Raw genomic sequence first — 12,712 nt, forward strand, 5'->3', positions numbered from 1 at the left:
TAAAATGGTGTTTAAAATTATAGAACCTTAAACCTAAACCAATGAGCATCCAAAAAAACCTTAATAATTTAAAATCAAAATTACCTGAACACGTCACTTTGGTTGCCGTTTCCAAAACCAAGCCCATTAGCGATTTAATGGAAGCTTATAATGCAGGGCAACGCATTTTTGGAGAGAACAAAATCCAAGAAATGGTAGATAAACACGAAGACATGCCCGACGATGTTAAGTGGCACATGATTGGGCATGTACAGCGCAATAAGGTGAAACACATGGCGGCGTTTGTAAGTTTAATTCATGGCGTTGACAATCTTAAACTGTTAAAGGAAATAAACAAACAAGCCAAAAAACACGATAGAATTATAGATTGTTTACTTCAAATAAAAATTGCATCAGAAGATTCTAAATTTGGCATGTCGCCAGATGAAGCTTCAGAAATTCTACAATCGAATGCCTTTTCAGAATTGCAACATATAAAAGTTATTGGCGTTATGGGAATGGCAACGTTTACTAATGATATGAATCAAATAGAAAACGAATTCAAATTATTAAAAACGACGTTTGACAATTTAAAAGAAGTGCAAACTGCAAACTGCAAACTGCAAATTATTTCCATGGGCATGAGTGGCGATTACGAGTTGGCTATAGATTGCGGTAGTAATATGATTCGCGTGGGAAGTAGTATATTTGGCGAACGGAATTACAGTAAGCAGTAAGCAAAAAACCCTTCAAATTTTTAACTTTTAACTTTTAACTTTTAACTTTTAACTTTTAACAAATTTACGCAATATTAGACATAGAAACTACTGGTGGTAAGTATAACGAAGAAGGCATAACCGAAATTGCAATCTTCAAATTTGATGGCCACGAGATAGTCGATCAATTTATAAGCCTCATAAATCCCGAACGCGAGATACAGCCTTTTGTTGTTAACCTTACAGGCATTAATAGCAACATGTTACGCAGTGCCCCCAAGTTTTACGAAGTTGCAAAACGCATTGTTGAAATTACCGAAGGTTGTATTATCGTGGCACATAATGCGCAATTTGACAACCGCATTTTAAAAACCGAATTTAAGCGCCTCGGTTTCGATTTTGAACGAAAAACCCTTTGTACTGTAGAATTGGCAAAAGATTTAATTCCTGGACAAAGCTCTTATAGTTTGGGCAAGTTGGTACGCTCGCTTGGTATTCCGGTTACCGACAGGCATCGAGCTTCCGGCGATGCCATGGCCACGGTTAAATTGTTTAAAATACTTTTGGAGAAAGACACTTCAAAAAACATCATCCAACAATCCGTACGCTTAAACCCCAAACATCAATTAGAACCTCGCCACATCGATATTATAGAGCAAATGCCATCAGAGACTGGTGTTTACTACATTCACAAGGCCAATGGCGACATAATTTACATCGGAAAAAGCAATAATATAAAAAAGCGCATCAATCAACATTTTACAAATACCAATCAAAAATCCAAAAAAATACAGCAAAACGTTGCCACGGTAACTTACGAAACCACGGGCAGTGAATTGGTGGCACTTTTAAAGGAAAGCGAAGCCATTAAACGCAACAAACCCATATACAACAGAGCGTTACGGCGCAACGTTTTTACACACGCCCTGTATAGTTTTAAGGATGAAAACGGGTATATTAATTTAAAAATTGATGATGCCGACGGCAGAAAAAAGGCCATAACCACATTTAGCAACCGCCAAAGCGGAAAAAGCTTTATCACAAAAGCGGTTGAAGATTTCAACTTATGCCAGAAACTAACAGGACTTTACAAAACCAAAACCAGTTGTTTTAACTACGATATTAAAACCTGTAACGGGGCTTGTATTGAAAAGGAACCGGCCGAAATTTACAATAAACGCGTACAGGCACTAATAGATAAAAACAGTTATCACAATAAAAACATGGTGATTATTGATAAAGGTCGAGCGGTTGATGAACGCAGTGCCATCCTAATAGAAAATGGGGTTTTTAAAGGTTTGGGCTATTTTAATTTGAATTACCAAATAAACAATATTGAGATTTTAGAATCCATTATTACGCCCATGGACAGCAATAGAGATACCCAACACATCATTCAAAATTATCTCAGAAAAAATAAACGGTTAAAAATTATTACGCTTTAATACCTATGCAAAAAACTTCTGTACTTCTGCTCCTGTTTTTAAATATTTCCATTTACGCTCAAACCAATTTTAATTCAGAAACATTAAAAGTCACTCGTGCCGATTTAGAATTAAATGTTTACGAAAAAGACTCTACCGCAAATGCTTTGGTTTTACACGAATACGGCAACAGCTATATTGATAACAACGATTATTCTTTAATAACCGAAGAAAAACGAAAAATAAAAATACTAAATCGCGAAGGTTTCAATAAGGCCAATGTTACCATTTATTTACAAAAAAGCGATGACCGAAAAGAAAAAGTAAAAAACATTGTTGCCACAACCTACAATTTGGTGGATGGCAAAGTGACGGTTACCAAATTAAGCGACACCCATATTTTTGAAGAAGAATATAACGACGATTTCACATTAGTAAAATTTACACTGCCAAATATTAAAGAGGGTTCGGTTATAAATTATAGTTACACCCTGCAATCGCCTTTTAAGTTTAATTATCAAGGATGGAGTTTTCAGAGCGATATCCCCAAGCTTTATAGCGAATATAACACGAGCATTCCTGCCAATTACGAGTACAACATAAAATTGGTTGGTGGTAAAAAATTGTTTAAAAACGATCAGAAAATAAAACGGAATTGTTTGTACGGTGGCAATGGTGCCCATGCTGATTGCACCATTTCCTCTTATGCCATGAAAGATATTCCAGCTTTTATTGAAGAAGATTATATGACCAGCAAATATAATTTCTTAGCCCGGATTGAATACGAGTTGAAAGTATTTAAAGGATTTGATGGCAGGATAAATAATTACACCAAAACTTGGAAAACCACAGATAGGGAATTTAGAACCGATAAAGACATTGGCAAGCAACTCTCGAAATCTATAGATTTGGAAGATTTTGTGAGCCATACCGTAATAACTGAAAAAGATACCTATAAAAAAGCCGATGCCATTTATAAACATGTTCAAGAAAATTACACATGGAATGGCGATTATAAAATATTTTCAGATGTATCTGTAAAAAATTTAATTAAGAATAAATCGGGCAATGTGTCGTCCATAAATATCTTGTTGCACAACTTACTTAAAGAAGCTGATATTGATGTTAAACCCGTTTTAATTTCAACAAGAGACCATGGATTTCCCACTAAAATATATCCGGTTATTTCAGATTTCAACTATCTAATTGTTCAAGCTACTATTGATGACAAAACGTATTTACTTGATGCCACAGACGAATACTTGAGCTTTGGCGAAATTCCCCTTAGATGTTTAAATAGCTACGGCCGCTTAATGGATTTTAAAAAAGGAAGCGAATGGGTAGACTTAAAACCCAGCACCTTAACGACCATCCAATTTAGAGCAGAATTAAATATGGGTGAAAACGATAACATTACGGGCAGTGTAAAATCTAAAAAAACTGGTTATCATGCTTTGGACAGCAGAAAAAGCTATCATCAAAATAATGATGCATACCTAACCAATCTAGAAGATAAATACCCAAACATAGAAATATCAAATCATGAGGTAACAAACGAGGGCAAAACCAATCCAGATTTTTTAGAGGCTTATGATATTGAATACAATTGGGACGACACGGGAGATAATATTTATTTAAACCCCTTCTTTACATCGTTTTTTAAAGAAAATCCTTTTAAACTGCAAGAGCGCAGCTACCCCATCGATTTTGGATACAAACGCACCTATTACTATATGTTAAAGATTAATTTTGACGATTCGTACACCGTTTTAGAACAACCAGAAAACTTGAGATTTACATTACCCAATAATAAAGGGAGCGTTCATTTTTCAAATGTAATTATTGATAACGCTATAAATATCATGTTAAAAATCAGCTTTGAAGATGCTATTTATCCAGCAGAATATTATCCGTATTTAAAAGCTTTTATGAGTAAAATTGTAGATATACAAACCAACTCGCTAATATTATTAAAGAAGAAATAGCAAATCTTTTACTACTTTTGATTTTATGAGTAAATACACTAGAAATAAATGGCGAGTAAAGCTTCATGAAATTATTTATGAAGCCGATACGCCCGAAGGCAAGCTGTTTGACGTTGTTTTACTAATAACCATTCTTGCCAGTATTTTATTGGTTATGCTGGAGAGCGTTCAAAGTATTGATGAAAACTTCCATAATTTCCTCAATATTTCAGAATGGGTTATTACCATTTTATTTACCATCGAATATATCGCTCGAATTTTAACCGTTCGACGCCCCATAAAGTACATATTCAGTTTTTATGGCATTGTAGATTTGCTTTCAACCATACCCAAATACATTTCATTAATTGTTGGAGGTGTTCACGCCCTTGCCGCATTGCGGGCTTTAAGGCTGTTACGGGTGTTTAGAATATTAAAACTAGCACGGTATTTAGGCGCATCTAATAATCTGATGAACGCCTTAAAAGCCAGTAGAGCTAAAATATCAGTATTCCTATTTGCCGTTATCATTGTTGCCATTATTTTAGGTACTATTATGTATTTGATTGAAGGCGAAAAGAACGGATTTACAAACATCCCTAAAAGCGTCTATTGGTGTATTGTAACCCTAACCACGGTAGGCTTTGGCGATATTACGCCACAAACACCACTCGGACAGTTTATTGCCTCATTTGTTATGATTTTAGGGTATGGCATTATAGCGGTGCCAACTGGCATTATATCGGCCGAATACACCAGCCAAAGCAAATCAGGGGAACAAACCAATATTGATAACAACCCAAAACCTGTTCAGCTCAACTCGCAATGTTGTGTAAATTGTTTAGAAGTTAAGCATCACGATGATGCAGAATACTGCCATAAATGTGGTTGCCAATTACACCATGACTAAGTATTTAATCTCTATTGTGGGCCCCACGGCAATAGGCAAAACGGCACTAAGCATTAAGCTTGCACAGCATTTTAATACGGATATTATTTCAGCCGATTCCAGACAGTTTTACAAGGAAATGCACATTGGTACGGCGGCGCCTTCAACCGAGGAATTAGCGGCGGCTAAACACCATTTTATCCATCATAAATCCATTCAAGATAATTATAGTGTTGGTGCTTTTGAAAGGGACGCTCTTCAAAAATTAGAAACACTTTTTAAAAGCAAACAGACTATTATTATGGTTGGTGGCTCCGGCCTGTACGTGGATGCCGTTACAAAAGGATTAGATGAGTTTCCGGATGTTGATAAAAGTATTCGCGAACAATTAAACAGCGCATTGCAAACTAAAGGTTTAAAACATTTACAAAATCAGTTAAAAGCACTTGACACAAAAGCATTCAATACCATGGCTATTGATAATCCGCATCGGGTTATTCGTGCTTTAGAGATTTGTAAAGGTTCGGGCAAGCCTTATTCCTCCTTTTTAAACCAAGGAAAAACAGAAAGAAACTTTAACACCATTACCGTTGGTCTCACAGCCGAAAGAGCTATTATTTACAACCGCATTAACCAACGTGTTGATGTGATGATGGAAAATGGTTTGTTAAATGAAGTGAGAGCTTTAATGCCTTATCAGTCATTAAACGCATTAAACACGGTGGGTTACAAAGAATTGTTTAATTACCTTAATGGCAAATGGACTTTAGATTTTGCCATATCGGAAATTAAAAAGCATACCCGCCGATTTGCAAAACGACAACTTACATGGTTTAAAAAAAATGAATCGACGCTTTGGTTTGATTATGAAACTGATATGAGTAATATTCTAAAAGAAATGGAGCAAAAAATTGCATCTCATAAAGCTTAATTTAAAACAATGTTGTTTGCCCTTCATCGTCGTTTTCAGATTCATTTGGTTTATCATTTGGTTTTGAGGTATTATCTGCTTTTTTATCTTCTGAACTATTTGCTGAAACTTCCATTTCATCAACTACTTCAATCTCATCGGCATGTTTTTGCTCGGGCGCTTCAAAAGGAATGGGGTCCAACAAATTAATTTGATTTACTTTATCCTTTGTAAGCTGATTACCCAAAGCATTTATCCCTTTAACGGCAATAAACGCTTCGAGGTTAATTTCAAGATTCTCTTTTCGGTCTTTACCACGCTCTTTGGCAAATACAACTTCTGCCATGGGTTTCCAATCGGTAGAAACAAGCTCCAATTGTGAATTAGGATGGTCTGAAATAAACGATTCTTCTTTACCTTCATTCTCAATTAAAAAGCGTTTTACATAGTACAATTCTTTTTCACCATTAAAATAAATAGCGGATATTGGCTTTTTTGGCACCCATTTTTCCATTACAATCATATCATCATCAAAATGCATGGTAACTTCTGGAGTTACGGTTTTTACCATCCCCGATTGATTGATGATTAACAGCTTGTCTTCGCCTCTAAATTCGCCCACCAAATCGCCTCTACCATCAACATTTAAGCGCTGTACGGCATCATCAAACCAGATTTTACGGGGTTTTAAAGTTGACACACCCTTCTCCTTCAGCTCAACACGCTTCACGGAATACTTAGTGACCAAATTCCCTTTTGATGTACGGCCTTTTATAAGAATATCGGCAAAATCGATGTCCCATTTTAGCTTTTTTATACTGCCTGCCTGACGTAAATTAACGGTAACCACTTCGGCCTCGCCATTCGGGTTTGCTGAAAAATACAGTGCAACCGACCCTTTATTGCCGTTGGTTAAATCGTACTCTTTATCGCGTGTAATGCTAGTTACAGCAAATCTTTTTATATATGACGGTCCCTTTTTACCATCCCGATAAATCATATTATAAATGGTGCGTTTGTCCTTCTTTTTAAACACTGCCACATGAATAATGTCTTTACCAATAAAGGTTTTGGTGTCCACTTTGGTAACCATCATTTTGCCTGTTTTGGTAAACACAATAATATCGTCGATATCGCTACAATCGCAAACATATTCGTTTTTGCGCAACGAGGTTCCAATAAAACCTTCTTCCCTATTTACATAAAGCTTGGTATTTCTAATAACAACTTTGGTGGCATCAACATCATCAAAGGTTCTAATTTCAGTTTTGCGTTCGCGCCCTTCGCCGTAATCTTTTTTTAGCCTTTTAAAGTAAGCGATAGCATAATCAATAAGATTTGCCAAATGATGTTTTATTTGAGCAATTTGATCTTCTAAAGCATCAATTTTTTGTTGTGCTTTATCGATATCAAATTTTGAAATACGCTTGATTCGTATTTCGGTTAAACGCACAATATCGTCTTCTGTAACTTTACGTTTTAAATGTTTTATATGAGGTTGTAACCCCTTATCGATAGCCGAAATAACACCTTCCCAAGTTTCTTCTTCTTCAATATCGCGGTAAATTCTGTTTTCAATAAAAATGCGCTCTAATGATGCAAAATGCCATTGCTCTTCAAACTCGTTCAATTTTATTTCTAATTCTTGTTTTAAAAGTTGAACGGTATTATCGGTTGAACGGCGCAACATTTCCGAAACCCCTACAAACAAAGGCTTATTGTCTTCAATAACACAACCCAAAGGCGAAATTGATGACTCGCAGCTCGTAAAGGCATACAAGGCATCAATGGTTTTATCTGGCGATAAGCCTGACGGAAGATGAATTAATATCTCCACCTCGGCCGCAGTGTTATCTTCAATCTTTTTAACCTTTATTTTACCTTTATCATTAGCTTTTAAGATAGAATCTATTAACGACGATGTGGTGGTACCAAAAGGAATTTCGGTAATTGCCAAGGTGTTTTTATTAACCTGCGAAATTTTTGCTCGAACCCTCACTTTGCCACCTCGTAAACCATCGTTGTAATTAGAAAAATCGGCAATTCCTGCAGTAGGAAAGTCTGGTAAAAGCGTAAATCGTTTACCTTGTAAATGTTTTATGGAAGCCTCGATAAGTTCGATAAAATTATGAGGCAATATTTTAGTTGATAAGCCCACCGCAATACCTTCGCCACCCTGTGCCAAAAGCAACGGAAACATAACCGGAAGGTTTACGGGCTCTTTTCGCCTGCCATCATAACTGGCCTGCCATTCGGTAATTTTAGGGTTAAATACAACATCCAGCCCAAACTTTGAAAGACGCGCTTCAATATAACGCGATGCCGCTGCCCTATCGCCCGTTAAAATGTTTCCCCAGTTTCCTTGGGTATCGATTAACAAATCTTTCTGACCAATTTGCACCATGGCATCGGCAATACTGGCATCACCGTGAGGGTGATATTGCATGGTATGCCCCACTATGTTTGCGACTTTATTGTAGCGTCCATCATCCAAATCTTTCATGGAATGCATAATGCGACGCTGCACGGGTTTAAAACCGTCCTCAATGGCAGGTACAGCACGTTCTAATATAACATACGATGCGTAATCTAAAAACCAATCCTTATACATACCAGTAACTCTGGTAATGGTTTCTTGGGGCTCTTGATTTTCTGTATTGTTGTTTTCTAAATCGTCTTTTTGGTCTTCTGTCATATTTTTGTCATTCCTGCTAAGGCAGGAATCTTATTGTTTTAAACTCAATACTATTAAAATGGCTTCCTACTTGCGCAGGAATGACAGCCGGATTATGTTTTAAATTTTCTTATTCGTAAAATATCCTATTATAACAAACACCATGGCTAACATGCTCAAAAACCCTCCCAAGTTTTGGTTTGAGAAAAGATTATTATAATCCAAAATAAAAAACCAACCGATAATTAAGCTTGAGGGTATAATTAGCTGGGTAATTATTTTTGTTTTTTGATTCATATATTACTTCTCTTTTTCAATTAAATCCAATTCTACTTTCAGATTATCAATAATAAACTCCTGTCTGTCCGGTGTATTTTTCCCCATATAAAAAGACAATAACTCGTCAATAGACATATTATCGTCCAACATTATAGGATCTAACCGAATATCATCACCAATAAAATGCTTGAACTCATCGGGTGAAATTTCACCCAGTCCTTTAAATCGTGTGATTTCCGGTTTTGGTTTTAATTTTTCGATGGCATCACGTCGTTCTTCTTCAGAATAGCAGTAAATGGTTTCCTTTTTATTGCGCACCCTAAACAACGGCGTTTGCAAAATATACAAATGCCCTTCTTTGATGACTTCAGGGAAAAACTGAAGGAAAAATGTAATCAACAACAAACGGATATGCATCCCATCAACATCGGCATCGGTAGCAATAACCACATTGTTATAGCGTAAATCTTCTAAGGATTCTTCAATATTTAAAGCCGCTTGAAGTAGATTGAATTCTTCGTTTTCGTAAACTATTTTTTTACTCAACCCGTAGCAATTTAAAGGCTTCCCTTTTAAACTGAAAACGGCTTGTGTATTTACGTCGCGTGATTTTGTAATACTTCCCGAAGCGGAATCGCCCTCGGTAATAAACAAGGTGGTTTCCAGGTTTCTTTCGTTTTTAGTATCTCCAAAATGTATGCGGCAATCGCGTAGTTTTTTATTGTGAAGACTTGCTTTTTTAGCTCTGTCTTTGGCCAATTTTCTAATGCCCGATAATTCCTTACGTTCGCGTTCGGCCTGTAAAATTTTACGCTGAATTTTCTCTGCTGTATCTGGGTTTTTATGCAGAAAATTATCTAACTGAGTTTTTACAAAATCGTTGATATACGTACGTACCGTTGGTAAATCGCCGCCCATATCGGTAGAACCCAATTTGGTTTTGGTCTGACTCTCAAAAACGGGTTCCATCACCTTAATGGCAATGGCGCTTACTATCGATTTTCTAATATCTGAAGCATCGTAATTTTTACCATAAAATTCTCGAATGGTCTTTACTATTCCTTCCCGAAAGGCGTTTAAATGGGTACCGCCTTGGGTGGTGTTTTGTCCGTTTACAAAACTGTGATATTCTTCGCTATATTGGGTTTTACTGTGCGTTAGGGCAATTTCGATATCATCGCCACGTAAATGGATAATGGGATATAATCTATCGGATTCATTAATGTTTTCGCTTAATAAATCCTTTAATCCATTTTCGCTATAATATTTTTCGCCATTAAAAACTATGGTTAAACCGGGGTTTAAATACACATAGTTTTTAAGCATTTTTACGATGTACTCGCTCCTAAATTTATAGTTTTTGAAAATAGTATCATCGGGAACAAAAGACACTTTGGTTCCTTTTCGGCGCGAGGTTTCTTCTAATAATTCCTTGTTGGTTAAGTTACCTTGCTCAAATTCCGCGGAAGCGCTTTTACTATCGCGGGTAGATTCTACTCTAAAAAATGACGACAAGGCATTTACCGCCTTAGTACCAACACCATTTAATCCCACCGATTTTTTAAAGGCTTTGGAGTCGTATTTTCCACCGGTGTTCATTTTTGAAACCACATCGACCACCTTACCCAACGGAATACCACGACCGTAATCGCGCACCGTAACCTTGGTGCCTTGAATGGAAATTTCGATGGTTTTGCCAGCGCCCATAACATACTCGTCAATGGAGTTGTCGAGCACTTCTTTTAAAAGGATATAAATACCATCGTCTGGCGACGAACCATCACCCAACTTGCCAATATACATACCTGGTCGCATACGGATATGTTCCTTCCAGTCTAGTGAACGTATATTGTCTTCGGTATAATTGGATTGTACAGCCATAAAATTGAGCAAAATTTAATGATAGGACGCTAATATAACACAACCAATTATAATATAAAACAGCGATATCACAAAGTAATTAACAATAAAAAATTGTTTTTGTTGAGAACGTTGAACTACAGATTGTTTCCTTTTTTTAAAGACACCAATAAGATGCCAATAATAACCAATAAAACGCCAAATAACTGAAGCAGCGATAAGGTTTCATTTAAAAAAATAGCAGCCAAAACTATGGTGGAAATCGGCCCCACTCCGGCTACAATGGCAAAGTTTGAAGAGCTAATCATTTTAATGGAAGCCGACACTAAAAACGATGGAATTACGGTAGCGAAAACTGCAATTAAAAATCCTAATAAATAAACTTCCCATGAAAAACCAAACAGATTGGTTTCGCTAATAATGCTGTAGTGAACAAATACACAAACACAAGAAACGAGCATCGCGTATGCCGTAAAATTTATGACACCAAATTTGGGAATTAACCATCCGCTGCCCACTAAATACGAAGCATAAGTGACAGCACTTAATAGTATAAAAAACCCACCCAAATATGTGTTTGCGCCAGAAACGGCAACTTCATCTGAAAATGTAATTACAACACCAAAATAAGTTAAACCAATAGCACTGGCTTGAATTTTGGTAATGGGCTGCTTTAAAAACAACTTATTAAAAGCAGCACCATAGTGGGGTACAAAAATAAAATGATGCGTTCTAAACTGGCCTTTATATAAGTGAGTCCAACAAAATCGAAATAACTTGCTAAATAGTAACCTATAAAACCAAAAAACACCACCCAAGCGTAATCGCTGTTTTTAATTTTTACATCTTTATTTTGATGGCGATAAACATAAGCGATAACCAGATAAATAGGAAAGGAAAACAACATACGCAATAACAAAATGCTTATTGCATCCACTTGAAAATTATAGGCCAATTTCACCATAACGGCCTTTGACGAAAATAGAACTATGCCTAAAATTCCAATAACTATCCCGTACAAAAACTGCTTTGTTGTTTGCATGCTACGAAAGTAGAATTGTGTTTTACAACCATATGCCTGTTTGAATTAAAATTACGATGTTCAAGTAAAAAACATATCAAGCTACTCGTAATGAAAAATTAAAACTAAAAACCCTCAAAAACCCCCAAACCAAATAAGGCGAAATCGTATTTTACAGGGTCGTTTGCATCCAATTTACGCAATGCCAAATCGAGTTCCAAAAGCGCTTTGGCATCATTTTGTTTGCGCTTTAAAAGCCCTAATTTTCTAGCTACCTTCCCGGAATGGACATCTAAAGGACAAGATAACTGTTTAGGTGACAAGCTGTTCCAAATACCAAAATCTACACCTGCATTGTCGTTGCGCACCATCCACCGTAAAAACATGTTAATACGTTTTGCTGCTGAATTTTTTAACGGATCACTCACGTGTTTTTGGGTGCGTTGTAAATGTTCAATTTCAAAAAAAACAGACTTAAAGTTTGAAATGGATTTTTGTAATGAATCGGCTTCGGCATGTTTTGCGAATACAGCTTCTAATCCGTTGTGATTTTTATAAACATGCTGCAACGATTTTACAAACTGTGCACAATCACTCCCATTAAAGGTACGGTGCACAAAAGGCTGTAGTTTTTCTAAATCGGTTTCATTGTGATTTAAAACAAAATCGTAAGGCGCATGATCCAACAAATCCATCAAACGGTTTGCGTTGTTAATGATGCTTTTTCGGTTTCCCCATGCAATGGTCGCCGTTAAAAAACCAGCAATTTCAATATCTTCTTTTTTATAGAATTGATGCGGTATTTGAATAGGGTCGCTTTCAATAAACTTTGGGTTATTGTACTGAACAACTTTAGCGTCCAAAAATTCTTTGAGTTCTGTTTTTTTCAATGTTTTGATTTTGAAGATTCAAAAGTAGGTCAATTTTAAGACATAATCTGGTTTCAACAACTCTTCTTATATGTATTAAAAATCTTATATTTCAAATAAAAACATC

General features: G+C 36.2%; 10 protein-coding genes. 5 read left to right on the forward strand and 5 right to left on the reverse strand.

What is annotated here, in order from left to right; translation table 11 throughout:
- The first annotated feature begins 41 nt into the window (after window positions 1–41).
- The 5 genes from RNZ46_RS02030 to miaA all read left to right on the forward strand — a co-directional run bounded on the left by RNZ46_RS02030 (window position 42) and on the right by miaA (window position 5,903).
- Complete coding sequence (locus RNZ46_RS02030) at window positions 42–716, forward strand: YggS family pyridoxal phosphate-dependent enzyme (RefSeq protein WP_316983726.1); 675 nt, start codon at window positions 42–44, stop codon at window positions 714–716.
- A gap of 62 nt (window positions 717–778) precedes the next feature.
- On the forward strand, window positions 779–2,140 hold the full coding sequence (locus RNZ46_RS02035) for an exonuclease domain-containing protein (protein ID WP_316984952.1): 1,362 nt from the start codon (window positions 779–781) through the stop codon (window positions 2,138–2,140).
- A gap of 5 nt (window positions 2,141–2,145) precedes the next feature.
- Window positions 2,146–4,104 (forward strand): DUF3858 domain-containing protein, encoded by a 1,959-nt coding sequence (locus RNZ46_RS02040; protein WP_316983727.1) that lies wholly within the window; start codon window positions 2,146–2,148, stop codon window positions 4,102–4,104.
- A 25-nt stretch (window positions 4,105–4,129) separates the two neighbouring features.
- Window positions 4,130–4,993 (forward strand): ion transporter, encoded by an 864-nt coding sequence (locus RNZ46_RS02045; RefSeq protein ID WP_316983728.1) that lies wholly within the window; start codon window positions 4,130–4,132, stop codon window positions 4,991–4,993.
- Window positions 4,944–5,903: a tRNA (adenosine(37)-N6)-dimethylallyltransferase MiaA gene (gene miaA, locus RNZ46_RS02050; RefSeq protein ID WP_316983729.1), complete on the forward strand. Its 960-nt coding sequence runs from the start codon at window positions 4,944–4,946 to the stop codon at window positions 5,901–5,903. Before RNZ46_RS02045 ends, miaA begins: the two co-directional genes overlap by 50 nt.
- Before the next feature lies 1 nt (window position 5,904).
- Here miaA and RNZ46_RS02055 read toward each other — a convergent pair whose 3' ends face one another.
- From RNZ46_RS02055 to RNZ46_RS02075, 5 genes are all read right to left on the reverse strand, one after another.
- Window positions 5,905–8,577, reverse strand: coding sequence for a DNA gyrase/topoisomerase IV subunit A (locus tag RNZ46_RS02055; RefSeq protein WP_316983730.1), 2,673 nt, complete (start codon window positions 8,575–8,577; stop codon window positions 5,905–5,907).
- Between the two features lie 279 nt (window positions 8,578–8,856).
- Window positions 8,857–10,716: a DNA topoisomerase IV subunit B gene (locus RNZ46_RS02060; RefSeq protein WP_316983731.1), complete on the reverse strand. Its 1,860-nt coding sequence runs from the start codon at window positions 10,714–10,716 to the stop codon at window positions 8,857–8,859.
- A gap of 116 nt (window positions 10,717–10,832) precedes the next feature.
- Window positions 10,833–11,378 carry a DMT family transporter gene (locus tag RNZ46_RS02065; protein WP_316983732.1) on the reverse strand — a complete coding sequence of 182 codons (546 nt, stop codon included), beginning with the start codon at window positions 11,376–11,378 and terminating at the stop codon, window positions 10,833–10,835.
- Window positions 11,369–11,737: an EamA family transporter gene (locus RNZ46_RS02070; protein ID WP_316983733.1), complete on the reverse strand. Its 369-nt coding sequence runs from the start codon at window positions 11,735–11,737 to the stop codon at window positions 11,369–11,371. The genes RNZ46_RS02065 and RNZ46_RS02070 overlap by 10 nt, the downstream gene beginning before the upstream one ends.
- Window positions 11,738–11,841: 104 nt before the next feature.
- On the reverse strand, window positions 11,842–12,606 hold the full coding sequence (locus RNZ46_RS02075) for a TIGR02757 family protein (protein ID WP_316983734.1): 765 nt from the start codon (window positions 12,604–12,606) through the stop codon (window positions 11,842–11,844).
- Window positions 12,607–12,712: the final 106 nt, after the last annotated feature.

Origin of the sequence: Hwangdonia lutea (assembly GCF_032814565.1) — a bacterium.
GTDB classification, from domain to species: domain Bacteria; phylum Bacteroidota; class Bacteroidia; order Flavobacteriales; family Flavobacteriaceae; genus Hwangdonia; species Hwangdonia lutea.

Coding starts and splice junctions, on each gene's coding strand:
- RNZ46_RS02030 (WP_316983726.1), top strand. CDS start 42: ATGAGCATCCAAAAAAACCTTAATAATTTAAAATCAAAATTACCTGAA.
- RNZ46_RS02040 (WP_316983727.1), top strand. CDS start 2,146: ATGCAAAAAACTTCTGTACTTCTGCTCCTGTTTTTAAATATTTCCATT.
- RNZ46_RS02045 (WP_316983728.1), top strand. CDS start 4,130: ATGAGTAAATACACTAGAAATAAATGGCGAGTAAAGCTTCATGAAATT.
- miaA (WP_316983729.1), top strand. CDS start 4,944: ATGATGCAGAATACTGCCATAAATGTGGTTGCCAATTACACCATGACT.
- RNZ46_RS02055 (WP_316983730.1), bottom strand. CDS start 8,577: ATGACAGAAGACCAAAAAGACGATTTAGAAAACAACAATACAGAAAAT.
- RNZ46_RS02060 (WP_316983731.1), bottom strand. CDS start 10,716: ATGGCTGTACAATCCAATTATACCGAAGACAATATACGTTCACTAGAC.
- RNZ46_RS02070 (WP_316983733.1), bottom strand. CDS start 11,737: ATGCAAACAACAAAGCAGTTTTTGTACGGGATAGTTATTGGAATTTTA.